Genomic DNA, 18,809 nt, shown 5'->3' on the forward strand with positions numbered 1-18,809 from the left:
ACTTATTTAGGTTGTTGGAGTTGGCAAAGTATGTATTATATATACATATAGCAAGAAAAATTAAGTTTACAGATGTTAAATAAAGTTAAGCTATATTTAATAATCAGGGCTTAATGCAGAGGTAACAATAGCCCTATTCTTTTGTATTTATTAGAATGGAATTAGAGCACTATACCCCGGAACAAGTTGTAGATAAAGTATTTGCTTTATACGAACAACATGGCGACGAAGATTACATTGGCGAGCCTGTGTCTCAGTTAGAGCACATGGCACAGGCTGCTGATCTGGCTAAAGCCGAGGGGTATGACGATGAAGTTGTGCTTGCTGCGTTTTTTCATGACATTGGCCACCTGTGCGCTGCCGAAGGCGAAGCCGAGAGCATGGATGGCATGGGTAATGTTGATCATGAAAAACTTGGGCACGATTATTTGCTTAATTTAGGGTTCTCTAAACGCCTGGCCAACCTGGTGCAAGGCCATGTAATAGCCAAACGCTACCTTACTTTTAAATATCCCGATTATTACGAAAAGCTCTCGCCGGCCAGCCGCGCTACCTTAAACTTTCAGGGTGGGGTGATGACAGCTGAAGAAGCTGTTGAATTTGAGGCCAATCCTGATAAAGATCTGATCATCCGTTTCAGGCATTGGGATGATGAAGCCAAGGTAGAACACGTACCTGTTACCAGTGTTAATGAGTTGAAACAAATGGCTTTAAAGCATTTGTATGCAAATCAGGCTGTTGCATAAATGGCTGTGTTAAATTAATTATACTCTTCTGTAACTAAAATATTACCGTTGGCCCCAGGCCTTAACCTTTGGGTGATTTAACAATAAAGTTTACTTAATCTAAACTTAGTTTATAAATAATAAACAAAGTTTACTATTGCTGCTGATAAGATCAAACTAAACAAACACAGATTTTAAAAGCAGATGAAACAATTTTACCTCTATTTAAGAAGGCTTACTATCGTAATGATATGCTGCCTTTCGCCTGCGGTTTTGCTCGCTCAGAGCAAAATTTCGGGTACTGTAACAGATGAGACCAAGCAACCGTTGCCTGGTGTCAGTGTTATGTTACAAGGTACTAACCAGGGTACTACTACCGATGTTTATGGCCGCTTTATTATCAATGCTGCCGAAGGGCAAGTGTTGGTATTTAAATTTTTAGGCTTTGCCGATCAGCAGGTAACCGTGGGTGCTTCAAAAAATATGGTTATAGCGCTTAAAGGCGATAACAAAACCTTAAACGAGGTAGTTGTTACGGCATTAGGTGTTAAGAAAGAAGCCCGCCGCCTGGGTTACGCTGTACAAACCGTTAACGGCGACGACCTTACCATGGCTCGCGACCCTAACCCTATCACCGGCTTAACCGGTAAAGTTGCAGGTTTATCAGTAGGTGCAAGTGCCGAGTTATTGGGCGCACCAAGTGTAAGGCTGCGTGGTAATGCCATTTCATTATACGTGGTTGATGGTTTCCCTATCAATACTGATACTTATAACATCAGCCCTGATGATATTGAAACTTATACTGTGCTAAAAGGCCCTGCTGCTGCGGCACTTTATGGTAACCGCGCGCAGTATGGTGCAATTTTGATCACCACTAAAAAAGGTAACAAAAACAAGAAAGGCCTTACTGTTGATATTAACAGCAGTACCGTTATCAACAGCGGCTTTTTGGCTTTCCCGCGTGTACAAAAATCTTATGGTGCGGGCGAGAACACTTTCTACGAGTTTGTGGATGGTAAAGGTGGTGCACCGGGTGGTGTTGACGCCGACTACGACGTTTGGGGCCCTTACTTTGCAGGCCAGCTGATTAAACAGTATGATAGCCCTGTAATTGATGGTGTGCGCCAGGCTACCCCTTACACCGCACGTGGTGCTGATAACCTGAAGAACTTTTTGCGCACCGGTTATCAAACCAACAACAACGTTGCTTTAACTGCTAACGGCGATAACTATAACATCCGCCTTTCGGCTTCACAGCAACACCAGAACAGCTACATCCCAGAGCAATACCTGGATATTGCCAATGCTAACCTTTACGCATCATTTAACCCAACCCCGCGCTGGAAATTTGAAGGTAACGTAAACTTTAACCGCCAAACTACCGATAACTTCCCTGATGTTAGTTACGGCCCTAATAGCTTGATCTATAACGTTGCTATCTGGACAGGTGCCGACTGGAACGTTAACGCTCCTGATATTAAAGCTATTTGGCAGCCGGGCAAAGTGGGTACACAATCACAATTTGCCGAGTATACCCGTTACCATAACCCGTGGTTAATGGTTAAAGAGTGGACACGTGGCCATTACAAAAACAATACAACCGGTTATTTATCAGCCAATTTTAAGATCAATAACAACCTCAACGCAACTTTCCGTTCGCAGGTGGATACTTACAGCTTGCTGCGTACCGAAAAAATGCCATACTCGGCCCACCCTTATGGCCGTGAAGGTAACATGGGCGATTACCGCGAAGACCGCCGTAACCTGTTTGACAACAACACCGAGTTGATGATCAACTATGATTACACTATTGCCAAGTTCTTAAACCTATCGGGTTTAGTGGGTGGTAACATGCGTAACCTTAGCTACAACTCTAACTGGGCATCAACAGATTATCTGAGCGTGCCAGAGGTTTACTCTTTCAGCAACTCGCTTAACAACGTACAGGCAAGCAGCTTTAGGTCTGATATGCGCGTACTGAGTGCTTACTACTCAATTGATGCAAGCTTTGGTAAATATGCTACTTTATCGCACACGCTGCGTGTTGATAAATCATCGGCATTCCAAAAACCAACTACTTACGTATATCCAAGCTTCTCGTTAAGCTCTGTGGTATCAGATTATGTTACCTTGCCTGAGGCTATCAGCTACTTTAAAGTAAGAGGTTCATACTCGAGCATCAAGGCTGATGCTACTTCTACAACCATTGGCCCTGCGCCGTTCAGCTCAATCACTGCTTTAGGTGGCAGCCCTGATACAGGCAACCCGTTAATGACCAATCCACTGGGTTACGGTACTGCTTATGCGTCGCCTTATAACGGCCCGTCTTATGCATTAAATTCTTACTATCCTACCGGTAAAGTTTACAATAACCAACCGGCAGGTTTTGCAACAGATTATCTTTTCCAAACCGGTATTAAAACATCAACCCGTGTAAATTACGAGGAAGGTTTCGATATCAAGTTCCTGCAAAACCGTTTAGGTTTAACTGCTACTGCGTTCCAGTATATAGATGGTCCGCAGATATTGGCTAACCAGATCTCAACAGCATCCGGTTACACTATTGAGTATGTTAATGCGCTTAAAACCCGTAAAACAGGTTACGAGCTATCATTACAAGGTACACCTATCAAAAACATGGGTGGTTTTACCTGGAACGTATTAGTTAACGTATCAACCTTTAAGGATATATACCTTGAGTTGCCTGAGGGCCAGGATACTTACCAAACCTTCTTTAAAGCCGGCGACCGTACCGATAAATTGTACGGTACAGCATTCGTAAGAACACCGGATGGTAAGATCATTAATGATGAAGCCGGCAAGCCGCTTGCTAACCCAAGGCCACAATATCTGGGTAACATGAATGCTAAATATGCATGGGCTGTTAACAACAAGTTACAGTACAAAAACTTCAGCATGAGCTTCCAGTTTGATGGCTCGGTTGGCGGTGTAATGGTTGATTATATGCACAACAAAACCATGCGTGGTGGTGCTAACATAGAAACTGCAGAAGGTGCGTTAGGCGCTGCCCGCTACCAGGATTGGTCTAACTATGGCAAAGCCGGCTACAGCGGTAGCTATATTGGCGAAGGTGTACAGATAGCAAACAAAGGTGCCGATGGTAAACCGATGCCTATCAACTACGACTCAAACGGTAACGTTATTAACTACGGCGACCTGCAATACAAGCAAAACGGAACCAAAACCTTTGTACAGGATTACGTAAGTAAATACTACAACGTAGATGAAGCAAACCTGATGAGCAAAACTTTCTCAAAGTTGCGCGAGGTTACTTTAGGCTTTGATTTCCCTAAACAATTGCTTAAAAACACCTTCGTGCAAAAAGCTACTGTATCTGTATACGGTCGTAACCTGCTTTATTTCTATAAAGACAAGCGCTTTAAAGATGTTGACCTTGACCAGTATAACTATGCCACAAGCTTAAGCGGTTTGCAGTCGCCAACCGTGCGTAGCTATGGCTTTAACCTAAACGTATCATTCTAATAACTGATAAGCAGTAAATCATGAAAACGATATTAAAGAAATATATACTGCCTGCGGCCCTGCTGCTTTCAGTAACCGGCTGTAAAAAGAGCTTTGACGAGCTTTCGCAAAATACCAACGTAGCTAACGTTGTACCGGCATCGTTGCTTTTTAACGGGATCCTTAACGATGTTTCTGAATTGCCTGATGGCCAGAAAGAGATCATTGCACAATACTACCTGTACAATTACGATTACTACGGCAACAACCGTTATGACCTTGGTGCCGGTGATAACTACTACACTACGCTTAAAAACGTTTTGGCTATGGAGAAACAGGCTACCGCAACCGGTGGTGCTGCCATTAACCCTTACGAGGCTCTGGGTAAATTTTTTAAGGCCTACCTTTTCAGCAAAATGAGCCTGGAGATGGGCGATATGCCGATGAACGAAGCCTTAAAAGGCCTTGATAAACTGGAACCGGCTTATGATACCCAAAAATCTATAATGCTGCAATCATTAGATTGGTTGGAGAGCGCCAACAGCGACCTTGGCCAGTTAATAGCTAAACCAAATGATTTTGGTACGGGTGAAGGTGCTATTTTAAAGAACGATATCTATTTCAATAACGATCTTAAAAAATGGCAGAAAACAGTTAACGCCCTTTACATCCGTTTGCTGATACAACTGAGCGCTAAAACCGGCGACGCAGATTTAAAAATAACCAGCCGTTTTGCAAGCATTATTGCCAACCCAACTAAATATCCGTTGATGGAAGGCCCTGCGGATAACATGCAGTATGTGTTTGTAACGCCTGCAAACTTTTACCCGATGAACCCGAACAACTTCGGCCAAAGCGGATCACGTAAAAACATGTCATCAACTTATGTTGGCTTGCTTACCTCTTTGAAAGACCCTCGTGTTTATGTTACTGCCGAGCCTTCGCGCGACCTGGTTGATAAACAACATAAAAGCGCTACCGATTTTGCATCATTCGTAGGCGCCGATCCGGGTGAAGACCAGGGTGCCATGTACAACAATGCCGGTTTGCAAAAGTACTCGTTCATTAACCGTAAGCACTTCTACTCAACCTACACCGGCGAGCCAAGTATCCAGATAGGTTACCCTGAGCTGATGTTTAACATTGCCGAAGGTATTAACCGCGGTTGGGCAACAGGCAGTGCAGAGGCGTTTTACCAGAATGGTATCAAAGCGTCAATGGCATCTTATGGTATCCCGGAAACCGGTACTTTCATTGCTTACTTCTACCGCCCGGGTTCAACAGACGTGAAGGCTGAGGGCAACTATGATACATTCCCTATCACGGTAGCGTTTAATACCTACTATAACCAGGCAGGCGTTAAATACGAGGCCGGAGCAGCAGGTGTCACCAAAATACTGCAGCAAAAATACCTTGCGTTGTTCCGTCACTCGGGTTTAGAGTCGTACTTTACTTACCGCCGCACCGGTGTGCCAAACTTTACAACCGGCCCGGGTACTGGTAATAGCAGCCGTATAGCCAAACGCTTTACCTATTTTGATAGCGAGCGTACCGCAAACGTTGCTAACTACCAAAATGCCCTTAAAAGCCAATACAATGGCAACGACGATATTAACGGCGTTATGTGGATCCTGAAATAATTTGATTTAATATGTAACGGCCGTTAGCAATAACGGCCGTTCTTTTTTCTTATCGCTTATGAAAAAATCTCTTTTGATATTGTTATTGGTAACCCTATTTGCGGGAGCCTTTGCACAATCGCACAAAACCCAGAACGTTATTATTGTTACCCTTGATGGCATGCGTTGGCAGGATGTTTTCCGCGGAGCGGATTCTGCTTTGATCAACTCAAAATATACGGATGATAAAGATGAGGTGAAGAAGCAATTTTGGGCACAAACCTCTGCCGAACGCCGTAAACTGCTTTTCCCTTTTTTATGGTCGGTTGTAAGCACTCAGGGGCAGATCTATGGAAACCGCGACTTGGGCAGCAAAGATGAGGTAGCCAACCCTTATCGCTTTTCATATCCGGGTTATAACGAGATCTTCACTGGTTTCCCGGATGTGCGCATGAACACCAACGACCCAATCACCAACCCGAATATGAACGTGCTGGAGTTTATCAACAAACAAAAAGGTTATGAGGGTAAAGTTATCGCATTCTCATCATGGGAACGTTTTCCGCAGATCCTGAATGTTAGTCGCTCCGGTTTGCCTGTGTATTCGGGCTATGCCGATCTGAAAAATACGGATGCTAATGACCGTTTGAAATATTTGAACGAGCTGCAAAAAGATGTGCCGCGTTACCTGGGCGACTCTACCCGTTCAGATTTCATTACTTACGAGTTTACCAAGGAGTACATGAAGCAGTACAAACCACGTGTATTATACATGGCTTTTGACGAGACCGATGACATGGCGCACGAAGGCAAATACAAACCCTACCTTGAGCGTGCCCGCCAGGAAGATGGCTACATTAAAACCCTTTGGGAAATGGTACAGGCTGATCCGTTATACAAAGACAAAACTACTTTGCTAATAACCTGCGACCATGGCCGCGGCGAAACACCTATTGATACCTGGCGCAGCCACGGTGCTGATATTAAAGGCGCCGAGCAAACCTGGTTTGCCGTTATTGGCCCCGATACTAAAGGCCTTGGCGAAATAAAAACATCAACCACAACCTACCACAAACAACTGGCGCAAACTATTGCCCAATTGCTTGGCTTCGATTTTAAAAAGAATGCCGGCCACGAGGTAGGGGATGCTATCGGTACTGTTTTAAAATAACTACCCGGGTTAGCAATTAATAATTTTATAAAGCCTGCAAGTAATTAACTTGCAGGCTTTGTTATTTATGCTTCGGCAGTAAGGCAAGTATCTATATATGAAAAGGCAAAAGATCTTATTAAGCTTATTTGCGGTTTGCATATTAACAGGGGCAACGGCAATGCGCTACCCTTTGGCTGAGGTAAAACGTTTTGAGATAAATGGCTACGCGCAGGGCACTACATATAAAGTAACTTATTACGCTGCCGATAGCATTGTGACTCAGCAGCAAACAGATAGCTTGCTGGCCGCTGTAGATAGGTCGGTGTCGTTGTATTCGCCAACCTCGCTCATCACAAAATTTAATCATTCGGCTAAAGGCATCATCATAGATAAAACATTTATGGTGCTCATTAAAAAAGCGCAGGAGATAAACCGTGCTACCGGCGGACTGGTTGATATCACTGTAAAACCATTGGTTGCAGCATGGGGTTTTGGCGCAAAAAAGGTAACAGAGTTTCCTGATTCTGCTAAAGTGCGCGAGATACTAAAACATGTTGGTCCGGATAAGATCTGGCTCAGCGGGAATTTTCTGCACAAGAAAGACCCACAGGTGCAGATAGACCTCAATGGCATTGCCCAGGGCTATACCGCTGATCTGCTGGCTGAACTTTTAGAGAAACACGGCATTAAAAACTACGTGACTGAGATAGGCGGCGAGCTGCGCATTAGAGGCCACAAACCCGATGGCGAACCTTTTAAAATAGGCATTGAGGCTATCGATGATAACGATATCAACCCATCGCCGCTGTTGAAGATCATTGCGCCGGGCGATAGGGCAGTAACTACATCGGGCAATTACCGCAAACACCTGCAGGCAAACGGGAGGCAGATATCGCACATCATCGATCCTAAAACGGGTTACCCTACACAAAAGGATATTATCAGCGTTACCGTGGTGGCTAAAGATGGTATTACTGCTGATGGTTTTGATAACGGATTTGTTACCATGGGATTGCGCCAAACGCTTGATTTTCTTTCTAAAAACGGTAATTTGGCCGCCTACATCATCTATAAAAAAGCTAATGGTGCCGTTGCTGATACGGCTACTGCCAACTTTAAAACGCTTGAAGTAAAGTAATGGAGAGAAGGACATTTGTTAAAAGCGCGGGCCTGCTTGCCGGTGCATCATTTTTAAATACTACTAATGTTTTTGCCGAAGACGATGCCGCCGGTATCATCAGAATAGGCGTAATCGGTTGCGGCGATCGTGGCAAGGGTATTATACAGGTGCTGAATCAATTGCCTGGCAAGTTCAAGGTAATTGCCGTTTGCGATGTGCTCGATTTTAGGTTAGACGAAACCAAAAAGGAAAGCAAAGACGCAAACTTCACCACCTACAAAGACCACCGCCGTTTGTTAGATAACAAAGATGTAGATGCCGTAGTGGTTGCCGTTCCGCTGAATATGCATTACGCCATTGCGGTTGATACGCTTAACGCCAACAAGCACCTGTACCTGGAGAAAACCATGACCTACGATATTCCGCAGGCATTGGAACTGGTTAAGCTTGTTAAGAGCAAACCAAAGCAGGTGGTACAGGTTGGTCACCAATACCGTTACTCGCCGCTTTACTACAGGGTAAAGGAGATGATAAACAAAGGCTATTTGGGCGATATTAACCAGATAGACTGCCGCTGGGACCGCAACGGCAACTGGCGCAGGCCGGTGCCATCGCCCGCGCTGGAAAGGCAGATCAACTGGCGCATGTACAAGCAATACTCGGGCGGTTTAATGGCCGAATTGTTATCGCACCAGATAGATTTTATCAACTGGGCTTTTGATACCCACCCGCAGCAGATCTTTGCCACCGGTGGTATTGATACCTTTAAAGATGGCCGCGAAACTTTCGATAACGTACAGGTCATGTTCCGTTACGAGGGGCAGCACAGCATGGTGGGCAACTTTGGTGCAACTTGCGGTAACGCGCATGATGGTTACCTGTTCAAGATAAAAGGGACACTCGGTACTATCTCATTACTGACAGATGAAGGCAAGTTCTTCCCCGAAAAGAAACTCCTGAGTGATAAAACACTGGTAGATGGCGTTACCGGCGCTACCCGCATTGTGTGGAATAAAGAAGGCGGCAGCCCAATATTGCCCGAGAAAACTAAGGATGGTACCTGGTATGCCTTTAACGAGTTTTACAAAAGCGTGCAAAACAAAACCCTTCCAGATAGTAATGTGTTCACCGGGGCGCGTACCGCAATATGTGTACACTCGGCAAACGCGGCGCTGTATGGCAAAATGCCGGTTACCTGGAAGCCGGAATACGATAAGCTGTAACAGATTATTTCATCAGCTCGCGCTGGATCTCGAACAAGAACTCGAACAGGTTGGCCTCTGTTGGGATCTGCAGTTTTTTGCGCAGTCGGTACCGGCTTATCTCCACACCCCGCACGGATATGGCCATCAGTTGGGCGATCTCCTTGCTGGATAGGTTCATGATGAGGTAGGCGCAAAGCTTTAACTCCTGCTGGTTAATGGTGGGGTAGCGGCTTTTTAACAGCGACAGGAATCCTGCATGCACTTTATCGAAATGGATAGAGAATTGTTCCCACTGCTCGCTCAGTTTATCCTCATCATTAAGCATCCGCTGGATCTTCTTGATCTCCGATACCTCTACCGCATTGCCTGTTTTTTGAAGGCGGGTAAGTTCTTCCCTCACCTTGGTAAGGAACTCTTTTTGCTGCACCAGGTTTAGCGCCGATGATGCCAGCTCAGATGTTTTATACTCTATTTCTGATTGCAGTTTTTCGTTCTTCAGGTTGGCCAGTTCTTTTTCAGACCGCTCCATTTCCAGCTGATGCTGGTAGGCTAATTGCTGCTGCTCTTCCTCGTTTTTCTGCTGCTGCAGGCGCAGTTCTTTTTCCTGTTTGGCTACCAGTCGCTGTTCTTGTTTCTGGTAAATGGTATATAGCAAAGCCACTATGCCCGCCATGTAAATCAAATAAGCCCAGATAGATTGGTACCACGGCGGTGATATGCTGAAAGTATAACCGGTAACCGCCGATTGGTTATTCTGATGGCTGCGCGCTTGCACTTTAAAGGTGTACCGGCCAGCCGGTAAGTTAGTATAATCCTTCTCCGATTTCTTTGACCACTCAGACCATCCCTTGTCAAAGCCATCAAGCAAATAGCGGTATTCCACGTTTGATTGCTCCTCAAATGCCGGCGATGAGTAATCAAAGTGCAGGGAGTTAAGGGCATATTTCAGGTTGAGGATATCTGCGTCTGATCGCTTTTCATTTGTATAACCACCAAAAAGGACACTATCACCGCTCGCTCCCGAGCGTACGCTGCGGATGTATACTTTCAACGGGCGGATGTTTTGCTTGTACCTGGCGTAGTTGATATGGTAAAAGCCATTCTCGCTGCCCACAAAAATATTTTCGGCATTAACAGGATACACATTCTCAAAACCACTTAACACGCGGTTGTTCAGTTCGGGGAAATTGATGATGACAGGTTTGGCCGAGTAATCAACCACGCCAAGGTTTTTGCCTTCAACAAACCAGATATTGCCGCTGCCATCCTCTTTTAAATAACGGATACTGCGCGTGCCAAATATCGGCTGATAAATGGGCGATGGTTTAAACTTATCCGTAGCGGCATCGTACTCATAAATACCCTTCTCGGTAGCGGCCACTACTTTGTCCTTCAGCTTAAAAATGAAATTGTTGTTAGTTGATGGCAGTCCTTGTGCGTTGGTGTAGTTTTTTACCTGGTTGCTTTCAGGATCAAGGCGGTAAATGCCGCGGTAGGGGTGCGATGTCCAGATAATGTTATGCTCATCAACCTGTAAAAACCTCGCCGACTCGTAATACTTGCCTAAATTGCCTTTATCTAACAACGTGGCTCCGTTATTTTCAAACAAGCGTACGCCGTAATAATTACCGGCAGCTATCAAAGGCTTGCCAGCTTTGTTTATCAGCGATTGGAAGATCCAGAAGCCGGTGGCGTTATAAATAGGGGAGATGTATCCATCCTGTACCTCAAAAATACCATCATCTTTTCCGGCTAATAAATGGCCGCCCACAGCAGATACATTCCAGGTTTGGCCTTCGGCTGTAATTTTAAAATCGTTTTTAACATAGCTCAGGTCGCCCATGTCGGTTACGGGCACCTGGTAAATGCCGTTGGATAGGGCAAAATACAATCTGTTGTGATAAAAAGCTGTAGCATAGCCACCACCTTCCCTAAAAATGGCCGGGCCGATGTGTTTAATAGGGTTGTTGTAGGCGATAAAATCGATCCCATTATCCAACCCAAGCCAAACGTTGTGGCCGGCATCGGCAAACATGGTGCGTACAAATGGGTTTTGCAGACCTTCTTTTTTGGAGAGATTCTCTATCACAGCGCCGGTGCGGTCAACTTGATAGATCCCGTTAAGGAAAGTGCTCAGCAGATACGTGCCATCATCCAGCGCAATAGCTGCCGAAAAATGCTGATGGTTATCGATCCCAAAACCTTGCAGGTTAAAATTGCGCAAGATTTTATCGCTCAGTATAAAAACCCCGCTTTTTGAGGTGGTAACCAAGCTGAACGATGTGCTGTATTTAGATATCGAGGTGATATAAAAACCTTCGGGCAGGTCTTTCTTTTCGATGAACGTTTGCCAGCTGCCGTTTACATATTCCAGCAGGCCTTTCTGCTCGTCGTGTGCCAAAAGCCTGTTTTGATAAGCGCCAAGAAACAACCACGAATGGCTATGGTAAGCCGTGATCTTTCCCTTGCTGTATTTAAATATCTTATCGTTTGAGCGGAAGTAGATATCGTCGCCAAAGGCAACAATATCCCAAAGGTCAGAGAAGATCTGGTCAGCCTTAGGGATAAGATCTTTCAGAGAAGTGAAAACCAGCGACCCGTTTTTGCCCGGTGCAAAGTAGCCTATCTCATCCTGCCCGCCTACGTACAAACGCTTGTCTTTACCAAACTCCATTGAGCGTACAATGGTGCGGTTAGGTAAGGGGAAAAGCTCCCAGTTGGCCCCGTCAAAAACCAGCACGCCCTCATTGTTGGCAAAATACATACGGCCCTGCGCATCCTGGCGTATTTTCCAGTTTTGTGTACCCGCACTGTAGGTTCGTTTCTCGTAATTAATGGTTTTTCGTTGCGCAATATAGGCCTGTGCCGATGCCTTTTGTTGTGCTGAAACAAAAAGCAAAAGCGGCAAAAAGGTCAAATACAGCAATTTATACCGTGCAGCGAACATCATTAACCGGGGGCTTATATTGGTGATGCTAATATCGCTTTTTTTATAGTTTTTTTATGCTTGTTGTAGTAGTGATGTAGTGCCAAATTTGCTTATCAACACCTCAGGAGCCTACTTTTGAGCTCATAAACCGGCGCTCCTTGCGCTTTTTATAAACCAATAATAAACGTATTAACCAATTTAAATTACCTAATGTATTAGTGTGCATTTTTGCACCCCTTATTTTTTTACATGATTAAACTTTTACAACCAATTATGGGTTCCGCACCCCTTCAATCAATTTTAAACTAATTAGTAAACCTTATGCAAATTAAACTCAAGTTTATTGTGGGTATAGCTTTGCTGTTTTGTTTTGTGAATGCAGCTTACGCGCAAAGCATCCGCATAACAGGTAAAGTAACCCAGAAATCAGACGGACAAAGCGTGCCGGGTGCTTCAGTAGCGCTAAAAGGCACATCGCAGGGTACAGTTACCGATGTAAACGGTAACTACGCCCTTAACTTGCCGCAAAATGGCGGTACCATAGTAGTAACCTTTATTGGCATGGGCACCGTTGAGCGGGCTGTAACCACTGCCGGAGTTGAAAACTTTACCCTTGACGACAGCAGGAAAAGCTTAGAAGAGGTAGTAGTTATTGGTTACGGTACACAAAAGGCAGCCAAAGTATCAGGTGCATTATCTACCGTTAAGAGTGTTGATATACAACGCCAGAACCCGGTACGTGCAGAAGAAGCCATACAAGGCCGTGCCTCAGGTGTTACGGTAGTACAGGGCGGCACACCGGGCTCAAATCCAACAATTATTATCAGGGGTATCCCATCATACAGCGGGTCAGATCCGCTGGTGGTAATTGATGGTGTGCAGCAGGGGCTGAGTGATCTTAACGCGGTAAACCCTATTGATATCGAATCATTAACTATACTAAAAGATGCTGCATCTACAGCAATTTACGGTATAAGAGGTGGTAACGGTGTTATTTTGGTAACTACCAAAACGGGTAAAAAGAATATGAAAACCGAGCTTACCGTGAATAGCAGCTATGGCGTTCAGGAAGTACCCCGTTATATTCCGGTATTAAATGCAACCGAGTACGGAGCTATGGTGAATGAAGGTAGCGTTATCTCAGGCGGTAACCCAATATTCCCGGATCTGTCTGTACTGGGTACAGGTACAAACTGGCAAAAAGAGATATTTAAAATAGCACCTTTACAGCAGCACAACTTTGGTGTACGCGGCGGCAGCGAAACGGTTAGCTATTACTTAGCCGGTGGTTATACCAGCCAGAGCGGTATTGTAGGCGGCAGCGATAAATCGAGGTTTGACAGGGGTAACTTCACTGCAAATATCGATTTCCAGGTAGCACCAAAATTGAAGTTTATTTTGAATACTACCGGTGTTATTTTGCACTCAAAAGGTATCCAGGAAAACTCTTTTAACAGTGTTATTGGCAGCGCGTTAAATTTTGATCCTACTGTTCCTGTGTTAAATACTACCAACACAGTGGGTAAGTATGGTTACAGCAACCTTATTCTTTCAGAGATCTACAACCCGCTAACCAAGCTGGATAATACTTACAATACAAACACCGGCAGTAAGCTTTACGGTAAGTTTGAGGCACAGTACGATATATTGAAGAACCTGAAATTAACCAGCAGGTTTGGTTACACCAAGTATGACGATAATGGTAAGAGTTTTACCCCGCTTGTATTTTATGGTCCGCTTAACGTTGATAACAGCCTTAATGCCGATGGATCAACCGTTATTGACAGGCACAATAGCGTAAACCACGCTAAAGCAAGCAGCTTTAACTATAGCTGGGAGACATTTGCCAACTACAACTTTAAGGTAGCACAGGATCATAATTTTGAAACAGTTGTAGGTTTTTCTCTTCTAAAAGAAACAAACAACGGAGCAGGTGCTAACAGGCAGGATGTACCATTTAACTCATGGACGTTTGCCAACTATAATACTGCAACCGGTACCAATACAGCAACCAACCCCGCAGCTGCAGGTGGCTACTATTACGAGGGTTTCAAAAGAAACATGTCGGTTTTTGGAAGGTTGAACTATGATTATAAAGAGCGTTACCTGGCATCATTCAGTACCCGCCGCGATGGTTCAACTTCATTTGGTGAGGACAGGAAATTCGCAACCTTCTTTGCAGGGTCAGCAGGCTGGGTAGTAAGTAAAGAAAGTTTCTTTAATGTAAAGGATATTGATCTGTTAAAAATAAGGGGAAGCTACGGTACCGTGGGCAATGACATTACCCCGCCGCAAGCAAACGGTATTACAACCGGTGGCCCCGATTACGGACCTAATGCAAACAGTAACGGTTACAACTTCAGTAATGTGTTTTATCCGGGTTCAACCCTGTCTTCAACCGTTAACCCGTTACTTGGTTGGGAAACCCAGAAACAAGCCAACGTTGGTTTCGATCTTACCATGTTTAATGGTAAGCTAAGCATCTCTGCAGATTATTATGAGAAACGAGTGGAAGGTTTGATATTCTATCCTGCAACGGCATTACCTGTAGGTACCATACAAATACCTGCGGCCAACATTGGTTCAACTAAAAATAACGGTTTAGATTTATCGGTTAGTTATAACGCCAGCCTGAGCAGTGCATTTAAATTGGGTAACACCGTTACATTAACTACTGTAAAAAGCCTGGTTACTGCTACCAATACCGATGGTACAGCCAAAATATTTGGTGGTAACTATTTCAACGGTCAGTCACAATCGGTTACTGTATTTGAAAAAGGCTATGCTCCGGGCTATTTCTACGGTTATAAAACCAACGGCCTATTCCAAAATACTGCAGAAATTGCAGCTGCGGCTACGCAGCCGGGTGCCAAGCCTGGCGATATCCGCTATGTGGATGTAAACAAAGACGGCGTAATAAACGGTGACGACCGTACCAATATTGGTAATCCATTCCCTAAAACCATTTTGGGATGGACGCTGACCATGAGTTACAAGAATTTTGATTTCAATGCATTTACTTATATCTCATTAGGCAACGATGTTTACCGTGCTTACGAGCGTAACGGTAACTTAACTAACAAACCGCGCAGTGTACTGGCCCGTTGGACCGGCGAAGGCAGCACCAATGACGCCCGATACCCAAGATATACTTTCATTGATGATAATAGCAACATCCGTGCATCAGACAGGTATGTTGAGGATGGATCATTTGCAAAGATCAAGAACATACAGTTAGGTTATACTTTCCCAAGCATATTACGCGGCAAAGTATTCAAAAGCATAAGGGTTTATGCTCAGGTGAGAAATGCCATTACCATCACCAAGTATTCAGGATTTGACCCCGAAATAAGCGGCGGTATTTTCGATACCGGTGTTGACCGCGGCTCATATCCACAGCCTCGCGTATACACTATGGGTATTGATATTAAATTATAATTCATTAAAAGATAATACAATGAATAGAAAATATATAAAGCTAATTGGAGTGGTTATGTTGATAACCTCGCTAACAGCATGTAAAAAATGGGTTCAGAACGATCCGCATGATCGTTACCAGGTAACAGACCTGGATTACCTGCAATCAGAGAGCGACTACCGTACCATGGCTATCAGCGTTTATTCGCCATTGCAATGGCTTAACCAGGTAACCGTTATCGGCGATATTGCTTCAGACAATTCGGTTGCCGGCGGCGAGAGCGCATCAGACGTTTTGCCACTGCAGCAAATAGATGATTTTACGCTCACCCCGGTTAACTCAACGCTTACCGACCTTTTCCAGGTAGCTTATGAGGGTGTTAACCGCGCTAACTATATCATCCAGTACAAAGACAAAAACAAGGCTGGCCAAACCGTTGATTTTAATGGTAAGGATGCGCTTTATGGCGAGATGTACTTTTTGCGCGCTTACTACTACTTCACCCTGGTAAAAATGTGGGGCGATGTGCCTTTATTTACCGATGGCCGCTATGATAATAACAACGCAAGAGCTACAAAACGAGCCCCTAAAGCAGAGGTTTATGCGCAGGTTGAGGCCGATCTTAAGGCTGCTATTGCCGTATTGCCAACTACGCAGGCACAACAAGGCCGTATAACTAAATATGCTGCCCAGGCACTTTTGGGTAAAGTTTACTTGTACGAGAATAAGTTTACCGAAGCCGATGGCGTTCTGGAACCGGTTATCGCATCAGGTGCATTTAGCCTGGTGGCAGATTATGCTTCTATCTACCTGGCATCAGGCGAGAACGGCCCCGAGTCTGTATTTGAGATCCAGTACACTAATGGCTCGCCATATTACAACTGGGGTGGCGCAACCCGCGGCCAGGGTAACTATGCCGTACAACAAAATGGTATAAGAGGTATAAGTGGCAGCGGCGCTATGCCTTATGCTGCCGGCTGGAGCACAAACCTGCCTACAAAAGATCTGGCTAATGCCTACTCGGCAGGTGATCAGCGTAAAGATATTACTGCTTTTAATATTGAGGATTACAAAGCTGCACACCCTGATTATGGTATCAGCTACCAGGTTGCCCCATACAAAAACACAGGTTTATACAATGGTAAATACCTGCCACGTAAAGGTGAAACATCTGGGCAGGTGGAGTTGAACTATTTGAACAACTTCCGCGTGTTGCGTTACTCTGAAGTATTGCTGATGGCTGCCGAAGCTATTAACCGCAGTGGTGGCGACGATGCAAAGGCCCGTGGTTATGTTAACCTTGTTCGCCGCCGTGCTTTTAAAGATAATAACCATGATATTACCGTATCTGGCACTGCTTTAAAAGAAGCAATATGGGATGAGCGCCGCCGCGAACTGGCTATGGACGGCGACCGTTTCTTTGACCTGGTAAGAACCGGGCAGGCTGCATCTAAACTTAGTGGTTTTGTAACCGGCAAACATGAGGTATTCCCTATCCCGATAGAGATGATCAACGTTACCGGTATTCCACAAAACCCTGGCTATTAAACCTTATCATTTAAAAACATGAAGGCAATAAAATATTATTTAGGATTAACCTTGATGCTGGCTGCTACCGCGGCCTGCAAAAAGGACTATACAGATACTGCTTTTGTTAACCAGGCAACAGCGCCGGGTAAATTAGGCATACTGTTCAATATAACTCAGGATAACTCGGGCCTGGTTACCATTGTGCCGAGCGGCGAAGCGGTTACCAGCTACGATGTTTACTTTGGCGATGGCGGCAATACGTACACCAAGCTGAGCGGCGGCAAAACCATCGACCATAAATACGCCGAAGGAAAATACACCGTTAAAATTGTTGGGCATAACGTAGCCGGCAAAAGCGTGGAGTTAACCCAGGAGCTAACGGTATCATTCCGCAAGCCCGAGAACCTGCAAGCCAAAGTAACCACCAACGGGCTTGGTGTTACTGTAGATGCAACAGCCGATTACGAAACCATGTACCACGTGTACTACGGCGACGAGCCCGCTACCAACCCTGAGCCGTTTGATACCTTTATTGAAGGCCAGCCCGCTGTACACACCTACAAAGCTGCTGGTACTTACACCATTCGTATTGTAGCGCTAAGCGGTGGCGCGGCAACTTCTGAAATTACCCAAACTGTTAAAGTTGGCAGGCAGATAGATCTGCCGTTGATGTTTGATGATCCTAACTTTGATTACACCACGAGCGATTTTGGTGGCAACTCATCATCGGTAGAGGTTGATCCTGCTAATGCATCAAATAAAGTGCTTAAAGTAGTTAAAAACGGCGGCGCAGCAACTTGGTCTGGTACTACCTTGGGTACTGCATCAGGCTTTGCAACACGTATCCCGGTAAATACCTCGAACACAAAAATGACCATGCGTATTTACTCGCCGGCTGCAGGTTTAACTATTAAACTGAAATTGGAGAATCACAGCGACGGGGCAAAATCAGTAGAAACAGATGTGCTGACCACCAAAGCCAACCAGTGGGAAACTTTAACGTTTGATTTTACGCACAGCTCGCCCGGCACGCCTGCGCTTGATAATGCAGTAGTGTACGATAAAGCATCGGTATTCTTTGATTTTGGGGCAGATGGCAGCGGAAAGGTATTCTATATGGATGACCTGCAAATCCCTACTCCGGCATCAATGATATTGGGCTTGCCATTAACTTTTGAGTCTGATCTGTTGACCTATGCTTTCACCGGTTTTGATGGTGGTGGCGTTACTGTAATTGCTAACCCGCATGCAACAGGTATTAACGCAAGTGCCAAAGTTGCCCGCATGATTAAAAATGGCGGCCAGCCATGGGGTGGAGCGTTTATCGCATTGGATAACCCAATAGATTTCTCGACTAAGAAAACCTTCAAAATGAAGGTATGGTCGCCGCGCGTGGGTGCTAAGGTGTTGCTGAAAGTAGAAAACCTTACCAATGGCGGTATCAGCTTTGAGAAAGAAGTTGCTACCACCAAAGCCAACGAGTGGGAAGAACTGACCTTTGATTACAGTACCATCAATACGGCCAATTCATACCAGAAGATAGTGTTGATATTTGATAACGGTACGCAAGGCGATGGCTCGGCTAACTACACGTTCTATTTAGATGATATAACCCTTAATTAATTTA

Annotated in this window: 10 protein-coding genes; 9 read left to right on the forward strand and 1 reads right to left on the reverse strand. The window is 44.9% G+C overall.

What is annotated here, in order from left to right:
- Window positions 1-155: 155 nt before the first annotated feature.
- From D0C36_RS15025 to D0C36_RS15050, 6 genes are all read left to right on the forward strand, one after another.
- The gene (locus D0C36_RS15025; protein ID WP_117392423.1) at window positions 156-746 is read left to right on the forward strand and encodes a phosphonate degradation HD-domain oxygenase; all 591 of its coding nucleotides are present in this window, start codon (window positions 156-158) and stop codon (window positions 744-746) included.
- A gap of 183 nt (window positions 747-929) precedes the next feature.
- A complete protein-coding gene (locus tag D0C36_RS15030) occupies window positions 930-4,229 on the forward strand; it encodes a SusC/RagA family TonB-linked outer membrane protein (protein WP_117392424.1) in 3,300 nt (1,099 codons plus the stop codon).
- 20 nt (window positions 4,230-4,249) lie between these two features.
- Window positions 4,250-5,848 (forward strand): SusD/RagB family nutrient-binding outer membrane lipoprotein, encoded by a 1,599-nt coding sequence (locus D0C36_RS15035; protein ID WP_117392425.1) that lies wholly within the window; start codon window positions 4,250-4,252, stop codon window positions 5,846-5,848.
- Window positions 5,849-5,906: 58 nt separating this feature from the next.
- Entirely contained in the window at window positions 5,907-6,998 is a 1,092-nt protein-coding gene (locus D0C36_RS15040; protein WP_117392426.1) for an alkaline phosphatase family protein, read from the forward strand.
- Window positions 6,999-7,095: 97 nt separating this feature from the next.
- Entirely contained in the window at window positions 7,096-8,118 is a 1,023-nt protein-coding gene (locus D0C36_RS15045; protein ID WP_199502031.1) for an FAD:protein FMN transferase, read from the forward strand.
- Window positions 8,118-9,323, forward strand: a complete 1,206-nt coding sequence (locus D0C36_RS15050) for a Gfo/Idh/MocA family protein (protein ID WP_117392427.1) — start codon at window positions 8,118-8,120, stop codon at window positions 9,321-9,323. The genes D0C36_RS15045 and D0C36_RS15050 overlap by 1 nt, the downstream gene beginning before the upstream one ends.
- Before the next feature lie 4 nt (window positions 9,324-9,327).
- Here the strand turns inward: D0C36_RS15050 and D0C36_RS15055 are convergent, their stop codons facing one another.
- Window positions 9,328-12,255 (reverse strand): triple tyrosine motif-containing protein, encoded by a 2,928-nt coding sequence (locus D0C36_RS15055; RefSeq protein WP_117392428.1) that lies wholly within the window; start codon window positions 12,253-12,255, stop codon window positions 9,328-9,330.
- Window positions 12,256-12,555: 300 nt separating this feature from the next.
- Here D0C36_RS15055 and D0C36_RS15060 point away from each other — a divergent pair, with 300 nt between their 5' ends.
- From D0C36_RS15060 to D0C36_RS15070, 3 genes are read left to right on the forward strand one after another with little or no spacing between them, the layout of a single operon-like run.
- A complete protein-coding gene (locus D0C36_RS15060; protein ID WP_117392429.1) occupies window positions 12,556-15,672 on the forward strand; it encodes a SusC/RagA family TonB-linked outer membrane protein in 3,117 nt (1,038 codons plus the stop codon).
- 19 nt (window positions 15,673-15,691) lie between these two features.
- Window positions 15,692-17,200, forward strand: coding sequence for a RagB/SusD family nutrient uptake outer membrane protein (locus tag D0C36_RS15065; RefSeq protein WP_117392430.1), 1,509 nt, complete (start codon window positions 15,692-15,694; stop codon window positions 17,198-17,200).
- A gap of 18 nt (window positions 17,201-17,218) precedes the next feature.
- Complete coding sequence (locus D0C36_RS15070) at window positions 17,219-18,805, forward strand: hypothetical protein (RefSeq protein WP_117392431.1); 1,587 nt, start codon at window positions 17,219-17,221, stop codon at window positions 18,803-18,805.
- The last annotated feature ends 4 nt before the right edge of the window (window positions 18,806-18,809 follow it).

Source organism: Mucilaginibacter conchicola, assembly GCF_003432115.1.
Classification (GTDB): domain Bacteria; phylum Bacteroidota; class Bacteroidia; order Sphingobacteriales; family Sphingobacteriaceae; genus Mucilaginibacter; species Mucilaginibacter conchicola.